General features: G+C 33.5%; 15 protein-coding genes. 13 read left to right on the top strand and 2 right to left on the bottom strand.

The features are described 5' to 3' along the window. Window positions 1-24: 24 nt before the first annotated feature. On the bottom strand, window positions 25-1,293 hold the full coding sequence (locus H593_RS0110320) for an IS4 family transposase (protein ID WP_245585035.1): 1,269 nt from the start codon (window positions 1,291-1,293) through the stop codon (window positions 25-27). A gap of 498 nt (window positions 1,294-1,791) precedes the next feature. Here H593_RS0110320 and H593_RS0110315 point away from each other — a divergent pair, with 498 nt between their 5' ends. The 9 genes from H593_RS0110315 (at window position 1,792) to can (ending at window position 13,208) form a co-directional block, all read left to right on the top strand. After that, on the top strand, window positions 1,792-2,622 hold the full coding sequence (locus tag H593_RS0110315; protein ID WP_028872380.1) for a tetratricopeptide repeat protein: 831 nt from the start codon (window positions 1,792-1,794) through the stop codon (window positions 2,620-2,622). A 68-nt stretch (window positions 2,623-2,690) separates the two neighbouring features. After that, a complete protein-coding gene (locus tag H593_RS0110310; protein ID WP_028872379.1) occupies window positions 2,691-3,215 on the top strand; it encodes a BatD family protein in 525 nt (174 codons plus the stop codon). Between the two features lie 22 nt (window positions 3,216-3,237). After that, the gene (locus H593_RS0110305) at window positions 3,238-5,013 is read left to right on the top strand and encodes a BatD family protein (RefSeq protein WP_028872378.1); all 1,776 of its coding nucleotides are present in this window, start codon (window positions 3,238-3,240) and stop codon (window positions 5,011-5,013) included. Window positions 5,014-5,015: 2 nt separating this feature from the next. After that, entirely contained in the window at window positions 5,016-5,774 is a 759-nt protein-coding gene (locus H593_RS0110300; RefSeq protein WP_028872377.1) for a tetratricopeptide repeat protein, read from the top strand. A gap of 230 nt (window positions 5,775-6,004) precedes the next feature. Further along, complete coding sequence (locus H593_RS0110295) at window positions 6,005-7,453, top strand: proton-conducting transporter transmembrane domain-containing protein (RefSeq protein WP_028872376.1); 1,449 nt, start codon at window positions 6,005-6,007, stop codon at window positions 7,451-7,453. A gap of 3 nt (window positions 7,454-7,456) precedes the next feature. After that, complete coding sequence (locus H593_RS0110290; protein ID WP_028872375.1) at window positions 7,457-9,829, top strand: DUF2309 domain-containing protein; 2,373 nt, start codon at window positions 7,457-7,459, stop codon at window positions 9,827-9,829. Between the two features lie 17 nt (window positions 9,830-9,846). Beyond that, a complete protein-coding gene (locus tag H593_RS18935) occupies window positions 9,847-10,380 on the top strand; it encodes a universal stress protein (RefSeq protein WP_051229697.1) in 534 nt (177 codons plus the stop codon). Window positions 10,381-10,691: 311 nt separating this feature from the next. Further along, on the top strand, window positions 10,692-12,554 hold the full coding sequence (locus tag H593_RS0110280; RefSeq protein ID WP_028872374.1) for a SulP family inorganic anion transporter: 1,863 nt from the start codon (window positions 10,692-10,694) through the stop codon (window positions 12,552-12,554). 12 nt (window positions 12,555-12,566) lie between these two features. Beyond that, window positions 12,567-13,208, top strand: coding sequence for a carbonate dehydratase (gene can / locus H593_RS0110275; protein WP_028872373.1), 642 nt, complete (start codon window positions 12,567-12,569; stop codon window positions 13,206-13,208). A 133-nt stretch (window positions 13,209-13,341) separates the two neighbouring features. On the opposite strand, the gene H593_RS0110270 is transcribed toward can, so the two are convergent. Continuing rightward, the gene (locus H593_RS0110270) at window positions 13,342-13,854 is read right to left on the bottom strand and encodes a CvpA family protein (protein WP_028872372.1); all 513 of its coding nucleotides are present in this window, start codon (window positions 13,852-13,854) and stop codon (window positions 13,342-13,344) included. 135 nt (window positions 13,855-13,989) lie between these two features. Between H593_RS0110270 and H593_RS0110265 the strand changes: the two genes are divergently transcribed. From H593_RS0110265 to H593_RS0110250, 4 genes are all read left to right on the top strand, one after another. Continuing rightward, window positions 13,990-14,346 carry a hypothetical protein gene (locus H593_RS0110265; RefSeq protein ID WP_028872371.1) on the top strand — a complete coding sequence of 119 codons (357 nt, stop codon included), beginning with the start codon at window positions 13,990-13,992 and terminating at the stop codon, window positions 14,344-14,346. A gap of 219 nt (window positions 14,347-14,565) precedes the next feature. Next, window positions 14,566-15,585 (top strand): phenylalanine--tRNA ligase subunit alpha, encoded by a 1,020-nt coding sequence (gene pheS / locus H593_RS0110260; protein WP_028872370.1) that lies wholly within the window; start codon window positions 14,566-14,568, stop codon window positions 15,583-15,585. 167 nt (window positions 15,586-15,752) lie between these two features. Continuing rightward, window positions 15,753-16,256 carry a GbsR/MarR family transcriptional regulator gene (locus H593_RS0110255; RefSeq protein WP_028872369.1) on the top strand — a complete coding sequence of 168 codons (504 nt, stop codon included), beginning with the start codon at window positions 15,753-15,755 and terminating at the stop codon, window positions 16,254-16,256. A 12-nt stretch (window positions 16,257-16,268) separates the two neighbouring features. Further along, entirely contained in the window at window positions 16,269-17,402 is a 1,134-nt protein-coding gene (locus tag H593_RS0110250) for an efflux RND transporter periplasmic adaptor subunit (RefSeq protein WP_028872368.1), read from the top strand. The last annotated feature ends 1 nt before the right edge of the window (window position 17,403 follow it).

Genomic DNA, 17,403 nt, shown 5'->3' with positions numbered 1-17,403 from the left:
CAATGTCATTAAGTTAAGGTTTTTTCAAACACCATCTCTCTGGTTTTTAGTTATTTTAGGTTTTGTGCGAGTTCGATATTTTCCTGAATTTCGTTCAAATTTCCGATTGGGTCGGATAGGTACTAAATTTGATTTAAACAATAATTTAAGCTCTTCTACAATATCTATTTCAGGTGACTGCTTATTTAAAAATAACGATACAACTCTATTTTTTAGTAGACCATATGACACATTAACATTTATCTTATAATCATATTTTTTAACTTGGTTGCTTTCTTTAATGTCATCTTCTAGTTCGCTAACAATAAGTGTTTGTACGTTGCTAACAAACAATGCTGCTTTAAAATCCTGAAGAATACTTTGGTTTGAATAACCTGAAAAATGTTCAATTCTTAATTTGTTTTTAAGCTCATCGTAAAAAGTCTCTACTCGCCACCGTTTAAAATATAGCTTTTTGAACTGATTTACTGGATATAGCTTACTATCCAATAACGAAGTCACTAAAATCTCAACTTGCCCTTTCCCTAATTCTACTCTTATGAGTCTTACTTTAATAGGTGTTTTTTTAGTGTATTTCTTATCAGAAAGATTTGCATTTTTACCAGGATACATTTCTGCTATAAGGGATTTTTTACCGCTCTTTTCAAAATCTTTGATAAGATTACTAAAACTAAGCTTAACCCTCATTAGGTAATTTAATCCTCTATTGAGATGCTGATCTATGAAATCATACGAAGGATAACCTCTGTCGTAAACTATCAAATCATTAGTATTACAACACTCAAGATGACTAAGTGCTAGATCTCTTTCTCCTCGCTTCAAAGCTGCTAAAGCACCATCAAGAACATAATTATTAAGAACATCATAAATAACAGAACATCTCGCTTGAATTATGATAGTTTCACTTTGGTTCTTTGTCTTGCCATAAATTGTTTTAAGTTCGTCAGTAATAGGTAACGTGATTCTAGAGCCATCTACAGCTAGCAACCTAAAACCCTTCCACAATTTTATTGCGGCATCATTATTTGCATAAAATTCACTTAATAATATTTGAGAAAGTTTATCGAACACTTCTGGTTTGATTTTCTTTCTTGCTTGTACAAAAGCACTCTTAGAAAACTTTAAGTTAGAACCCGTTTTAAAAAGGTTTGTAAAGTTCTCGATTTCTAGGAATAGACTTTTTCTCAGAAAGTTCATCATAAATAATAAAAGTAAAGGAAAACGCTGTTTTCTGTTTCTAGTAAAATGCTCTTTTGAAACTTTAAACTCAGTTTTTAATGCATCACTAAAAATCTCAGTTCTAATCTTTTCGAAGATAAAGTTAGCAGTTTTTTTTCATAGTTAAGTCATTGATTACTACTTAAATATACGCTTTTTATAGATAAAAAACAAGTGTAATTTACTGATTATCAATATTTTAATTACTTAACTTAATGACATTGGACGAGCGCTAGCAAAGGCGTGTGCTCAAAATAGACTTAAGGATTATAATTATTCTAATGCTAGCGATCGTCTGTGTTAGGTGTGTAAAATATCACCTAAATTATAACTAAAAACCTAACATTGAAAACTAACAATTCCATCCAACACCAAGCCATCCAATATTTTATAAAATCTTTAACTATATCGAGTTGCCGAGTTTCCTATATTGCCAAACGTATTACTCCTGTTTAATTGACATTAAAGTAAACACCAATTGCTTATGAATCGAGCGTATCAAAAGAGTGATCATAACAGAGAATTATCAATAGCGAACGCATGTGACCATTGAAAAACAATAAATAAGAATACATGAAATTATACATCACCTATATATTTATGTTAATCTCAGGATTGTCTTTTGCGCAAGACAAAGACAAAGAAAGGGAGAGGCAATTAGCATTAGAAAGTGCTAAAAATTATGTCTACGAAGGTAATGAACTGATAGATGCAGATAATTACATCAACGCGGAGATGGAATATAGAAAAGCGATTTCTCAAGCACCATCTGTCGTTGCAGGATCTTATAATTTAGGAAACACCTATTACGATAAAGGCAATTATGAAGAAGCTCTATATCGTCATACAGAAGCTGCAAAAAATGCAACTTCAAAAATAGAAAAGCATAATGCTTACCATAATATTGGTAATGTGCTAATGAAAGAAGAGTTATGTAAAGAAGCTGTTGAAGCATATAAAAACGCGTTGCGTAACGATCCAAATGATGATGAAACACGTTATAATCTTGCTATAGCAAAAGAATGCGCAGCACAACAGAAGCAAGAGCAAGATAAAGAAGAAGAGAATAAGGACGAGGATAAAGAAAACGAAGACAAGAAAGAGGATAAAAAGGAAGACAAGAAAAAAGAAGACCCTAAAGACAAAGGAGACCAAGACAAAAAGGATGGTGAAGACCAAAAAGATGAAGATGGGAAGCCTAAAGATGAAAAAGATCAAGGTAAAGGCGATAAGAAAGAGGATAAGAGGCAAGAAGGACAACCTAAACCACAACCTGGTCAATTATCACCTCAACAAATTAAAAATTTGTTAGAGGCTATGAATAATCAAGAACAAAAGGTTCAAGAAAAAATGAATGCCGAAAAGCAAAAAGGAGCTAAGATAAAAACAGAAAAGGATTGGTAGCTTTTAGTTTACAGTCTAAGTTTTAGTAGTCAAACACTATTAAGATTTTGATGGATATATAATTAAGTATGAAAAATTTAACACACATTTGGTTGTTGACCACCTGTCTAACTTGTGGTATTGGGTTTGCTCAAGAACAGAAAGAATTAAAGAAAAATGCAAAAAGTGAATCTGTAGCAAAAGACTTAAGAGACGATATTCATTTAATTGCCGAAGCTTCAATAAATCAAGTGCCCGTAAAGGGTGAATTAAATATTGAATACCGACTTTATATATCTCAAAATATAGGGATTTCAGGTTGGGAATTATTAGAAGAGCCAAGTTATACAGGTTTTAATTTTGAGACTATTAAACTAGAAAACCTCAAAGTAGAAAATGTAACTTTTAAAGGGAAATCATATCGCATGGTGGTCTTGAAAAGAGATGTTTTAAAAGCTATAAAAAGTGGTGACTATAGTGTGCAACCTTCACAATTACTAATAACAGCAGAGATTGCAGATGCATCTAACAAAAAAGATGGATCAAACTTTTCAATGAAACAAGTGACAACGACTATAGTATCTAATGCATTAAAAGTTAATGTTAAGTCTTAACATTTCAGAATAAAAAATTGAGATGAAACTCATAAAACACATATCGATATTATTACTAGTACTCACATCGAGTATGGTTTTTGCGCAAGTTAAATTTGAAGCTAAAGTGAGCAAAACAAAGTTAGGCCAAAATGAGCGTTTGCGTATTGACTTTGTGATGAATAAGGATGGTGATAATTTTGAATCTCCAGATTTTGAGAATTTCCAGGTCATAGGAGGACCAAACACATCGGTTAGTAATTCTTGGCTCAATGGTGCACATTCTTATGCAAAAACGTATAGTTATTTTCTAGCACCTCAAAAGCAAGGACGGTTTATTATTAAAAGTGCGAGTATAGAAATTCAGGGTGTAATCTACAAGACAAAGGCCGTAACGGTTCAAGTTACCAATGCTGTAAAGCGACCAAATGATCCTTATAATGTAGAAAGTGTGGCGTCTGAGAACATCCATTTAGTGGCTGAAATTTCTAAAGGAGACCCTTATCTTAACGAAGCGATTACTGTGGTCTATAAACTCTATGTGTCGCCAAATACGGGTGTTAGTAATTGGAGAGAATTGGAAAATCCTAGATATAATGATTTCTGGAGTCAGAAAATTGATACCAAAGGTTTAAGAATCCAGAATGGAAAATATAAAGGAGAAGATTATCGCTATGTTGTACTTCGGAAAACGGTTCTCTATCCGCAAAAAACAGGCAAATTAGAGATAGAACCCCTAAAACTAGACATTACCGTTGAGGTACCAACAAACCGAAGAGATATTTTTGGTGGTATGCATATGGCTCAAACCAACCGAACAGTCTCTGCAGGAAGTAGAACAATCAATGTAAAGCCGCTGCCTGAAGAAGGGAAGCCAGATGATTTTACTGGAGCAGTTGGTGATTTTAAGTTTAATGTGATGACCTCTAAATCTGAGTTAAACGCTTCAGAGTCTTTAAGAGTTACGGTAGAAGTTACAGGTAAAGGAAACTTGAAGTTATTTCAATTACCAAAATTAACCTTACCAAGTTCTTTAGAGGTTTACGAGCCAGAACATAACGAATCTATAAGAACGTACTTAGGTGGTATGCAAGGCTCAATTGCAGATGGTTACACTATTGTTCCGCAGTATAAAGGAAAATATCCAATACCAAGTATATCATTCTCTTATTTTGATTTAGAGTCCGAAACATACAAGCATGTGTCGTCTGGAGAAATTATTATTGACGTGATTGAAGGTCCAGTTAACACCTCTTCTGGTGATGATAATTTGGCTGCTGCTAATAGTAATAAAAAGGAAGTGACTCTTAATAATGCGCAATTTGCATTTATTAAAACAAAGGCGAATTTGAAACCAATAGCAGCTAATAATTTCTTTAAATCTACTGCCTTTTGGAGCGCACTATTATCTCCATTTTTATTGATTCCTTTAGCGCTTGTATACCGAAAAGAAAAGGAAAAACGGAATGCAGATATTTTCGGAAATAAAATAAGAAAAGCAGATAAGCTAGCGAAACGATATTTAGGTGAAGCTAAAAAAGCATTAGGTCATAAAGACACATTTTATATCGCTCTTGAAAAAGCACTACATAATTATTTAAAAGCTAAGCTACAGATTGAAACGAGTGATTTTAGTAAAGAAAAAATTGAAGAAATTCTTATTGAGCGAGAGGTTAACGAACCGACAGTTAAAGAATTTATTAGCATTTTAGAGCATTGTGAATTGGCAAGATATACACCAATTACCAATGTAGAAATGCAACAAGATTACGAAAAAGCGGCGTCAACAATTTCAATAATAGATAAAGAGATACAATAGAGATGAAACTTATATTATACATACTCGTATTTCTATTTGGGACAGCATCATTTGCTCAAAACACAGCCGCATTTAATCAAGCTAATGTATTGTATAATGATGGTAATTATACGGAAGCCTTAAGTAGGTATAAATCTATCTTGGAACAAGAGGAACACTCTGCTGAGTTGTATTACAATATCGCAAATGCCCATTATAAATTAAATAACGTAGCACCAAGTATTTACTATTACGAGAAGGCTTTATTATTAAAACCTAATGATAAGGAGATCTTAAATAATATAGCGTATGCTAAAAATATGACTATTGATGCTATTGAGATAATTCCAGAGGTTGGTTTTTCTAGGCTTATAAATAAAGCTACTAATACTATGGTTTTTGATAATTGGGCTAAATTATCTATTGTATTAGTTGTGCTTTTTGTACTTCTATTTTTGAGGTATTACTTTTCTCAAAGTACTGGAAAAAAACGTTTGGCATTTGTAACAAGTTTATCATCCTTAGTATTGGCTTTTGTTGCGCTCGCTTTTGCGTTTAATAGCTATGGTCTTGAACAAAAAAATCAACCAGCAATAGTTTTTGCTCAGGAAAGTCAAATCAAAAGCGAACCTAATTTGCGAAGTGCAGAAGCCTTTAAACTTCATGAAGGCACAAAAGTACAAGTGATAGATACAGTATCTAATTGGAGTAAAATTAAGCTAAGTGACGGCAAGACAGGCTGGGTTGTTAGCAACGATATAAAAATGTTAAAAACATTTTAAGAGAACAATATAAAAAGACAAACACAAAAAAGCATCCATTGGATGCTCTTTTTTTTATCTACCTATTTTTGTGTATTCTAGATTCTTTATGTAATCATAAATATTACTTATGATGTCTATTTAATATATAAATAAAAATTAATGAAATAGTTTTTACAACTTTGCACCATGCTAAGAGTTTGGCATCTTTAGCTAATAAACTAAAAAACTAACATCAACGATTTTTATTCATGACATCAACTAATCATTTAGAAGAATTACATACGAAAACACTTTTATCGCGTATTCTTATTCTGTTAACATGGCTAATGTTTTTTACTAATGTAGCGCTGATAATCTATTATTATTCAGATTTCCCTAGTTGGAATTTTGGAGAAATATTTCAAATTAATGGTTTTAGTATTGTTATTTGGACGGTTGTTACATTTTTTAGTAGTGTTGTTCAGATGTATGCGTCCAACTACATGAAAGGATTTAAGAAGAAGCCTAAATTTTTAATACTCTGCTTAGCTTTTTCATTGTCGGTTATGCTTTTTGTAATCGCTAATAATGTCATTATTTTAGTTGTCTTCTGGCTCTTAATGGGCTTAACCATGGCGGGTTTAATTGGTATAGACTCAGAATGGAAAGAAGCACAACACGCTTCAAAATTCGCAAGATATAATTATTTAGGAGGTACATTTTTTCTAGCACTAGCCGTATGGATTTTAGCTTATAGTTCAGGGTCATATACCATCGATGGGATTTTAGCTAGCTTAGACTCAATACCACAATGGATGACTACTTCGGCAGCCCTTTGCATTATTATTGCAGCAATTATACAGTCGGCAATTTTTCCTTTTCACAGATGGTTATTGTCTGCGATGACTTCACCAACACCTGCTTCAGCACTTATGCACGCAGGTTTTGTAAATGGTGCAGGTATATTGTTGACCATATTTGCACCACTACTTTTTACAACAAATGTGCTCCTGTTAATCTTCATCATTGGAGGTTTAACTGCTATTATGGCGCAGTTTAGTAAACTACTTCAGGTTAACATTAAGCAAAAACTGGCCTGCTCAACCATTGCTCAAATGAGTTTTATGGTGATGCAATGTGGACTTGGTTTTTTTACAGCTGCAATCACACACCTTATACTCCATGGGTTTTATAAAGCCTATTTGTTTCTTTCAGCAGGAGAAGGGATTCAAAATACGCTTCCTAAAAAACCTGATACTATGGTAATTAAACCGTTGCAAACTTTGGTTATCCTTATCGCAGCAATATTGGGAGGTCTTCTTTTTGGATATATTACAGGAAAAGGAGTTTCTTTTGATAGCGGACTTTTCTTAACATTCATAGTTGCAATAACCGTGGGACAGGTTGTGTATAACGTCTTAAACCAAAAAGCGCTTTCTGCAACTCAAAAACTGGTGGTAACCCCTCTTTTAATCGTTGTGGGAATTGGAATATATGCTCTGGTATTTAATGGGGTAACGGTATTAATGCACGATATGCCAATGTCACATGTTGCTATACCATTAACTATTACACACATCGTTTTCGGAGTTGTGTTTTTAGCAGCATTCTACATTATGTTATCAGGTATGTATAGGAAAATACCGTGGCTTTATGTAAAGCTTATGAATATGTCTCAGCCAGTAAGCAAATCTATTGTTTCTTTTAAAACTAAATAAGTTATGACTAAGCAAGAACAAATTTTATTAAGTGTAGAGGCTGCTTCTAAACGTATTGGTACAACATGGCCATTATATTCTTTTGTGACTTCAAACCCGTTATCAGGTTATGAGAAACTAGCCTTTGAAGATGCAGTAAAAGAGGCAGGACGCTTCTTAAAGTCAAAATCTTACCCAGAAGCATATATTTATAGACAAGCTTTAGAAAAAAAGGATATTGATACCATTGTTTTAGTCAAAATGCTAAAGCAGAAAGATTTCCATGATGCACCTAAAGACTATTTAAGAGCTATGGAGATTGAAGATGGTCAATCTTTAAAAACGACTACATCAGAATTAGATGTCATCATGTCGAAATGGTTAGCAGCATTTATGGACGAAGGTATTGCAGAATGGCAAATGCCTTATAAAGACAAAGGATTTTATAATGCTTGGAAAGCTTTAGCGGTACACGATAAAACTTTTGGTTCGTCCAGCTTAAAGCAGTTGCCAAAAACGAGTATTGAGGCTTTAGAATTGGTGTTGAGTGCTCATGAAGTTGTAAATTATAATAAAATATTTAGTGCACACATAGGAGCACTATCGGGATGGACTGGTTATATTAAACATAGAAAGGATATAAACTCGATTTGGCAACAAAAATTCCCTATTGATATACAAGATTATTTAGCCGTGAGGTTAATAATCGCTAATCATTTGGGGATGCCTTTAGAAATTGAAACTGATGTGAATGGTGAAGACATTGACAATCAATTGAGACACGTTTGGCTTAAAGCTTGGGAGGCAACGTTTCAAAACAAATTAGTTTCAGATTTAAAAAGTAATGCGCTAGGCGTTAAGGCTTCCAAAGAGAAAAATAAGACACGAGATGCGCAGATGGTATTTTGTATTGACACACGATCTGAAATGATTAGACGACACGTTGAAGCGTCGGGAAATATTGAGACTTTTGGGTACGCTGGTTTTTTTGGTATCGCAGCAGATTATCAACATTATAAAGAAGATATTAGTATTAAGTCTTGTCCGCCAATAGTTGGTTCTCCTTATAAGATTACAGAAACTCCTCAACAAGAACTTTCTAATCAAGACAATGACTTTATTAGTAAAAAAGCAGTTTTAAAATCTAAATTACAGATTTTAAAACGTCTTAAAAACATGTTGCCTTCGTCTTTTGGTTTTGTCGAAGGAGCAGGAGCTTTTTATGGGCTGTCATTAGTAGCACAATCATTTGCTCCAAAATCTTTTTTTAAGCTGAAACAGATAAATAACACAAACTATGAGTCTTTTTGTGAGCCACGTATTGCATATAATGGCGGAGATAAAAACACCGAAGTTATTGCACTTGAAGAAAAAGTAGCGATTGTAAAATCTGGGTTTGACTTAATGGGTTGGAAAGGTTTTGCTCCACTAGTGCTTTTTGTAGGTCACGGAAGTCACACTGCTAATAATCCTTTTGGCTCTAGTTTAGATTGTGGTGCATGTGCTGCGAGTCCAGGACGACATAACGCTAGGCTTTTAGCATCTTTAGCAAATGACAAAGATGTGAAAAACGCATTAATGGTGGATCATCACATTGAAATTCCAAACGACACTGTATTTATTGGAGGTGAACATAATACAACAACAGATGAGATTGTATTGTTTGACGCACAATTACCAGAAACTCACAAAGAACGTTTAGATATTTTGAAGAAAAATCTTGAAAAAGCTCAGCAAACAGCAACTAAGGAGCGACTAAACGTAACCTCTGGTAGTGTTGAGTTAGCCAAGAAGAAATCTGTTAATTGGGGAGATACAAGACCTGAATGGGGCTTAGCAAAAAACGCAGCTTTTATTGTTGGATCTAGAGATCTTACTGCTTCAATGAATTTAGACGGACGCTGTTTTATGCACTCCTACGATTGGAAATCTGACCCTCAAGGCGATGCGCTAGCAGGTATTATGGGAGGACCTATGGTAGTCACGCAATGGATTAACAATCATTATTATTTTAGTACGGTAGATAATGAAAAGTTTGGAGGTGGTTCAAAAATCACTCACAACATCACTGGTCAATTTGGGGTTGTTCAAGGAAATGGAGGTGATTTAAAAATGGGATTACCATTACAATCACTTAAAGCATCAGATACAGAAATGTATCATCAACCTTTACGATTAACAACAATTATTCATGCACCATTGGAGCGCGTTGAAACTCTTTTGAGACAAAACAAGCATCTACAAACCTTGCTAGATAATGAATGGATGTATTTAAAAGTTATAGACCCTAAGGATTCAAATGTATTTAAAACATACACCTATAATTTTATTTGGAAAGAAGAAACATCTAATCAAAAAATCAAAGAAATGAAAGCTGTTGAAGCGATTATTAATTAATATAAAATAGTAGCGTTATGAAAAGTAATAAATACAAAATACTCGTACTTTCAGATTTAAAACAAACAGCAAGTCTGGCTTTAGGTTATGCCGCGAATGTGTCTCAAGAAATTGACGCAGATGTTGAGGTTTTTTATGTAAAAAAGGCAACAGAAGTTATTGAAACAGAAAGTCCTTTATCAGCAATCCGAATAATTAGTGAGGTATGTCGCCAAACGGAGAAAAAAATTAAAGACTTGGTGTCTCCAATTTCAAAAGAAAATGATGTTGATATAAAGACCACTTTTGCATTTGGAAATATTAAAAATGAAATTGAAAACCGCATTAATAGTTCGCAGCCAGACATAATTGTTTTAGGAGAAAGAAAACAAAAAAGATTTAATTTCCTTGGGGATAATATTACGGATTTTGTTTATAAAAATTACAACGGCGTTGTTTTGGTAGCAACAGAAAATGATTTTTTAGATTCTAAGGGCAAACTGTCTATAGACAACCTAGTGATGAAAAGCAACACAATTAGTTCTCAAACTAAAAATGAAAAAACGACTTAGATTTATTATAATTCAAGAACAACGAGACAGTACTTAAGTCGTACAACGTACCTATTAATATAAAAACCACCATTGACATAGTAATTATGTGATGGAGGTTTTTGGTATTATAGGGTATGGGTTATCTTGTTTTAAATTGTTTTTACAATATGTTGAACACAAAGAATTTTGTTAATTAATGAATAAAGTTAAAGAGTCAATTCTGTATATTTTAAAAATTAAGTTAACTTCCAAAATTAATCTTAATTGGAATAAATGAAATATGCGAAAAAAAATATTTCTTTTGCTCAAAGTTTATAAATAACAAGGTCATGAAAAATTTGTTCTCAAACATCAAAGGCGACGCTTTTGGAGGTATTACAGCAGGAGTTGTTGCGCTGCCATTAGCATTAGCTTTTGGTGTGTCTTCAGGCTTGGGACCTCAAGCAGGATTGTACGGTGCAATTTTTATAAGCTTTTTTGCAGCATTATTTGGAGGTACACCAACTCAAATTTCTGGTCCTACTGCACCAATGACCGCAGTAAGTATGATTGTCATTGCTGGAATTATTGCTACTAATGATGGTAGCGTAGAAAAAGCATTACCTGCCATTTTAACGGTGTTTTTATTAGCGGGAATCATGCAAATAGGTCTTGGTGCCATTGGCTTAGGTAAGTATATTAGATATATTCCTTATCCTGTTGTCTCTGGTTTTATGACTGCCATTGGACTTATTATTATCATAACACAAGTTCTACCATCATTAGGATACTATCCTAAAGAGGATATGACATATGTGGATACATTTAAGCCAGAAGCAGAAGAGCTTATGTTAGAAAATATCTTAAAAGAAGAAGCGGGAGAAGGTATTTTGGTGCTTGAAGATTTTAAGGTAACTATTGATAGAGCTGTCAAAATAATGCCAGAAGATATTTTACAAGAATCTAAAACATTAGCAGGTAAAAATGCTTCAGGAGCTTTAGGGGCTTTAAAGGTGATACCTAGAGCTATTAAAAATGTTAATTGGTTAGAGTTAGGTCTCGCTCTTGGAACCATTTTTATAGTCTTCGGATTCAAAAAAATTACAACTAAAATCCCGAGCTCCCTCGTTGCGTTGGTCGTGATGTCTGGTATAGCGGTGGGTTTCGGATTAAATTATCAACCTATTGAAGAAATTCCATCTGGAATACCAATGCCACAATTAGATATGTTCTCTAATTTTAGTCTTGGGAGCGTTACTCCTTACATATTTACAGCACTTACGTTAGCACTACTTGGAGCAATTGATTCACTTTTGACTAGTGTAGTTGCAGATAATATGACTAAAACTAAGCATAATCCTAACAAGGAATTAGTAGGTCAAGGTATTGGTAATAGTATAGCGGCTGTGTTTGGAGGGCTTCCAGGAGCTGGTGCAACTATTAGAACCGTAGTTAATATAAATGCTGGAGGTAAAACGAAACTATCAGGAATGATTGCAGGAGTAATGTTGCTTATCATCTTGTTAGGATTGGGTCCAATTGCCTCTAGAATTCCTGCAGCAGTTTTAGCTGGAATCTTAATTACAGTAGGTATAGGAGTAATGGATTATAAAGGCTTAAAAGCAATACCTAGTTTACCAAGGGATATTAAATTTGGCCCTATTAAATTTAGCTCTGAAGTAGTAATTATGATAGTTGTATTATTACTATCAACATTTTGGGATTTAATATATGCAGTAGGTATAGGTCTAATAATTGCTTCGTTAATGTTCATGAAAAAAATTGGAGATCTTACTGGAGAACGATCAGGTGTAAAACCATTAAAGGAGGAATCTTGGGATGATGAAGCAGATTTTCCGAAGAAATTACAAGAAGAAGTATTTATTAAGCATCTAAAAGGACCCTTATTTTTTGGGTCTACCTCAGATTTCCAAAACCTTACATTACAAATTCCGGATACAGCATCCACTGTGATATTAAGACTAGGTAGAATGCAATATATGGATCAATCTGGATTGTACGCTATGGAAGATATGCTTCAAGAATTAAAGGCGAAAGGAGTTGATGTGTTGTTTGTGAACTTATTGAAGCAACCACGATATATGATGGAACGTATTGATATTATTCCAGACTTTATTTCAGAAGAACATATTTTTAAATCATTTAAAGAATGCCTATCTTGGATTAAACAAAATATAAAAAACACCCATTAAAATTATAAAAAGATGCCAAATACATACTATAATAGTCTACTCAAAAACAATAAAGAATGGGTGGATAAACAATTAGAAAGCGACGAAAATTATTTCAAAAATCTGGCAGATCTTCAAAAACCACCAGTACTTTGGATAGGTTGTGCCGATAGTAGAGTGCCAGCAAATGAAATTACAGGGACGAACTCTGGTGAGATTTTTGTTCATAGAAATATTGCTAACATGGTAGTGCATACAGATATGAATATGCTGTCTGTTTTGGACTATGCAGTGAATCACCTAAAAGTTAAGCATATTATTGTATGTGGGCACTACGGTTGTGGAGGTGTTGAGGCTGCTATAAGTAATAAATCACTCGGACTTATCAATAAATGGGTAAGAAATATAAAAGAAGTATACAAAACTCACAAGTCTGAATTAGATCAAATTAATGATAAGCAAGATCGTTTTGATCGTTTGGTAGAACTCAATGTGAAGCAAAATGTTTATGATTTAGCTAAGACATCTATAGTACAGTATGCTTGGAAAAATGAGTGGGACTTGCAAATTCATGGTTGGGTTTATGGTCTAAAAAACGGGATTATTAAAGATTTAAAAGTGTCTATGCAAAGCACAGAACATTTGGATCAGATCTTTAGATTTGACTTTGACTAATCAAATTGATAATAAATATGTTTTAGAAGCTAAAAACTGGATTTGACAGATTTTAGCTTTTTTAGCATAAAAATTATTCGTTATGAATGCTAGGTTTAGACACGTCTAGTTGTCTTCTTTAATAAAAGAGGTGTTACAGATCCTTCTCTTCGTTCTCCTCTTTCCCTTTATTTAATAGACTTGGAAAAATCAAAGGTGCTAAACCTTTAACTGGTGTATATAGAATAGAATCTTCTAATTCCTGTTTATCAGTAAATGGTATGGTATTATTCATGTTGTCAAAAACAATAAAAAGAATACTCAATATTAACCCAAATTTAAGTGCTCCAAAAACACCACCTGCAAGTTTATTTAGAATCCCTAAAGCAGCAAAATCTGCAAGTTTAGTTAAGGCTTTTCCTGCGAGAGCTATGATTAAAACAATGATGGTAAAAGTAACAGCAAAAGCAACAATATTAATATATTTTTCTTCCCAATCAAGTTTGCTATCTAAAAATTTTGCAGCAAAATCACTAAAGTGAATGGCTCCATAAACACCAGCTATAAGTGCCACAAGAGATGCGACCTCTACAAAAAGTCCTTTCATAACGCCTCGTATAAGTCCAAAAAGTAAAAGTGCGCCTAATATAATATCAATGACTGCCATGGGTATCGTGAGTTTTAACAAACGTACATAATTTTTCTCATTTTAAAATAATAACGTCTTTAGAGACCTTATAGTTTATTAACTTTACACTCTTAATTAATTATAAATAATTTCCGCAGTTGTGGACAGATGGTTATGGCAAGAGATGAGCAATTAAAACAGCGTTGGGACTTAGTGGTAAAGAAACTTTCAGCAACATTTGCAGATGGTGATCCATTAGATTTGGATGCTATAATTTATTTAATTGGAGTACAAGAGTTGGGTCAATTAGATAGAAAATTTAAAAAAGACCACAAACTTGATCTGATGCATATTGCTATCTGTAAATTACTCGCACCTTACGGATATTACGAATTTGATTTTGCAGATGAAGACGGTTGGCCCCATTATAAGGTAAAGGAAGAATTACCGCCATTAAGGGCAGGAGAACAAAGTGTTTTAATGAAAGACGCTATTGTAAATTATTTTATAGAGTCTAAATTTATAGATTAGTCTATAGTTATAGACCTTCCTTGTGCTGAGCGTCGTATGAGTATCGAAGTGGGCGTTACCAATACAATACTGAAAAAAGTATTGTATTCGTCAGGCTTTACACTATATTTTTTTACAAAAAAGTAAAAAGGATGTCGTTACAATCCTTAACGCAAATCCCGATAAATTCATTAAATTTGCCATTCATTTTTAAGTTACTGAACTAAATTCAGCACAAGCATGATAGATAAGATAAAAGAACTCATAGCAGAAGCCGAAGCATTTAAAGCGCAATCTAAAGAGGAGGTTGAGGCATTTCGTATAAAATATTTAGGTAAAAAAGGATTACTTAATGACTATTTTGCCGAGTTTAAAAATGTTGCGAGCGAGCAAAAAAAAGAGTTTGGTCAAACTATTAATAAACTCAAGCAAACTGCCGAAGAGAAAGTAAGTGCTTTAAAAGAAGAGTTAGAAAGTAAAGAAGAAATAAATGGTCTTTACGGAGATTTATCACGTCCTGGAGAACCTATCGAGATTGGTGCACGTCATCCAATATCGTTAGTGAAAAATCAAATCATCGATATCTTTTCTCGCATAGGATTTAATGTCAGTGAAGGTCCAGAAATTGAAGATGACTGGCATAATTTCACAGCATTAAATTTACCTGAATATCATCCTGCTCGGGATATGCAGGACACCTTTTTTATTCAAACAGATCCAGATATTTTATTGCGTACGCATACAAGTTCTGTACAAGTACGATATATGGAAAACAATAAACCACCAATACGTACCATCTCTCCTGGTCGTGTGTTTCGTAACGAAGCTATTTCGGCACGTTCACATTGTTTCTTTCACCAAGTAGAAGGCTTGTATATTGACAAAGATGTGAGTTTTGCAGATTTAAAACAAACGTTACAATATTTCACAACCGAAATGTTTGGGAAGTCTAAAATTAGATTACGTCCATCCTATTTTCCATTTACTGAGCCAAGTGCTGAGGTGGATGTATATTGGGGATTAGAAACCGAAACTGATTATAAAATGACCAAAGGAACCGGTTGGTTAGAAATTATGGGCTGTGGTATGGTAGATCCTAACGTCTTAGAAAACTGCGGTATTGATTCTAAAGAATATTCAGGTTTTGCTTTTGGTATGGGAATAGATCGTATTGCCTTACTCTTGCATCAAATTAGCGATATTCGATTATTAAGTGAGAATGATGTTCGGTTTTTAGAGCAGTTTAAATCTGCCTTATAAACAACGATAAAATAAATAAAAAGCCGACTGTTAATAGTCGGCTTTTTTATTTAACAGCAGTTTAACTTCGTTTAGTTCGGTTTGTTCAGAACCTAAAGGTATATTTGCACGAGTTACGCTGTTGGTGCACGACGCGTTTTTAAATATCAGTAAAAAAATACTATAAAATGGAAGATAATATTTGCAATGAAAAAATGGCGTTAGTTGAAAAACTAGGCGTGCATTTAGAAAACACAGAACAGCTGGCACCCGTTGCAGCTCGTATACTATCCTATATTATTCTTACTGGTAAAAAAGGAACCACTTTTGAAGATATGGTATCCACTCTTCGTGCTAGTAAAAGTACTATTTCTAATCACCTTAATCATTTACAGGATTTAAAAGAAATTCAGTACTACACAAAAACGGGGGATCGTAAAAAATATTTTATTTTAAATAAGGACACCATCATTCAACATGTCGATAAAATGATAAATGTTTGGAAAGAATTACGTGAATTACACTCGGAAATAAAAAACTATAAAGAGGACCAAAACAAACAAAAAATCGAAAATGAAAAAGAAAAATTCGATTTAAATTTTCATAATGATTATATAAAATTTATCGATGGGGCTTCTGCTTCTATCGAGGAATTAAGACTAAAAATAACAGACAATCAATTCGATATTTAAACTAAGAAAAAAATGAGACATAAAAAAATAGTAAGGTTACTCGCTCTAAGTGTATTTCTAATCATTTTAAGTTGTGGTAACAAAGAAGAAAATTCTGCGACAGCACAAGAAGCGCCACCTGCAACTTTTCCTGTAACACAGATACAACTTAAAACAGTGACAGGATATCAAGAATACCCAACAAGTATAGAAGGCGTCGTCAATAGTGATGTAAGAGCTAAAACCTCTGGATACATTCAAAAAGTATTAGTAGATGAAGGTCAAAAAGTACGTAAAGGTCAAATATTATTTGAATTAGAAACACAATCTTTAAGTCAAGATGCTGGTGCAGCAAAAGCACGAATTAATGTAGCACAAGTAGAGGTAGAAAAATTAATCCCGCTTGTAGAAAAAAACATTATTAGTTCTATTCAATTAGAAACGGCCAAAGCTAATTTAGCGCAAGCAAAAGCTAATTATAGTGGTGTTGTTGCAAATATAGATTACGCAACTATTAAAAGTCCCATAGATGGTTATGTTGGAGCTATTAATTTCAGAGAAGGTGCTTTAATTAGTCCAAGCGATGCCACACCTCTAACAGAAGTGAGTGAGATTAGTAAAGTATATGCCTTTTTTAGTTTTAACGAAGCACAATATATAGACCATTTACAAAGATCTGAAGGAAAAAGCAAAGCAGAACGCATTGAAAACGCGCCAGATGTAAGCTTAGTTTTACCTAATGGAAAGATGTATTCTGAAACTGGACGTATTCAAACAAGTACAGGTCAAATCAATCAAAATACAGGAACCATAACAATAAGAGCAGCTTTTAACAATCCAAACGAACTTTTAACGAATGGAAATAGTGGTAAAATTAGAATTCCTATAGAATATAAAAACGCTATTGTTGTGCCTCAATCAGCAACGTTTGAGCAACAAAAAGACATCTTAATTTACACATTAGATAAAGATAATAAGGCTAAATCTACTTTAATAAAAGTAAAAGATAGGGTTGGTAATTTATACGTAATAGAATCTGGACTTATAGAGGGAGATAAGATTATTATTTCTGGAGTTGGTAAATTAAGAACAGGAACACCAATTATACCGCAAGAAACATCTTTTGATGACGCTATTAAACCAATAGCCACCTCTTTTAAAAATTAGT

The organism is Psychroserpens burtonensis DSM 12212 (assembly GCF_000425305.1).
In the GTDB taxonomy this organism is placed as follows: Bacteria; Bacteroidota; Bacteroidia; order Flavobacteriales; family Flavobacteriaceae; genus Psychroserpens; species Psychroserpens burtonensis.
The sequence above is the reverse complement of the archived record's forward strand: the minus strand, read 5'-3'. Positions and strand labels throughout refer to the sequence as shown.

Excerpts from the sequence above, each read along its gene's own strand:
- H593_RS0110250 (WP_028872368.1), top strand. The coding sequence starts at position 16,269 with ATGAGACATAAAAAAATAGTAAGGTTACTCGCTCTAAGTGTATTTCTA.
- H593_RS18935 (WP_051229697.1), top strand. The coding sequence starts at position 9,847 with ATGAAAAGTAATAAATACAAAATACTCGTACTTTCAGATTTAAAACAA.
- H593_RS0110305 (WP_028872378.1), top strand. The coding sequence starts at position 3,238 with ATGAAACTCATAAAACACATATCGATATTATTACTAGTACTCACATCG.
- H593_RS0110265 (WP_028872371.1), top strand. The coding sequence starts at position 13,990 with ATGGCAAGAGATGAGCAATTAAAACAGCGTTGGGACTTAGTGGTAAAG.
- pheS (WP_028872370.1), top strand. The coding sequence starts at position 14,566 with ATGATAGATAAGATAAAAGAACTCATAGCAGAAGCCGAAGCATTTAAA.
- H593_RS0110300 (WP_028872377.1), top strand. The coding sequence starts at position 5,016 with ATGAAACTTATATTATACATACTCGTATTTCTATTTGGGACAGCATCA.
- can (WP_028872373.1), top strand. The coding sequence starts at position 12,567 with ATGCCAAATACATACTATAATAGTCTACTCAAAAACAATAAAGAATGG.
- H593_RS0110255 (WP_028872369.1), top strand. The coding sequence starts at position 15,753 with ATGGAAGATAATATTTGCAATGAAAAAATGGCGTTAGTTGAAAAACTA.
- H593_RS0110280 (WP_028872374.1), top strand. The coding sequence starts at position 10,692 with ATGAAAAATTTGTTCTCAAACATCAAAGGCGACGCTTTTGGAGGTATT.
- H593_RS0110315 (WP_028872380.1), top strand. The coding sequence starts at position 1,792 with ATGAAATTATACATCACCTATATATTTATGTTAATCTCAGGATTGTCT.
- H593_RS0110270 (WP_028872372.1), bottom strand. The coding sequence starts at position 13,854 with ATGGCAGTCATTGATATTATATTAGGCGCACTTTTACTTTTTGGACTT.
- H593_RS0110310 (WP_028872379.1), top strand. The coding sequence starts at position 2,691 with ATGAAAAATTTAACACACATTTGGTTGTTGACCACCTGTCTAACTTGT.
- H593_RS0110290 (WP_028872375.1), top strand. The coding sequence starts at position 7,457 with ATGACTAAGCAAGAACAAATTTTATTAAGTGTAGAGGCTGCTTCTAAA.
- H593_RS0110295 (WP_028872376.1), top strand. The coding sequence starts at position 6,005 with ATGACATCAACTAATCATTTAGAAGAATTACATACGAAAACACTTTTA.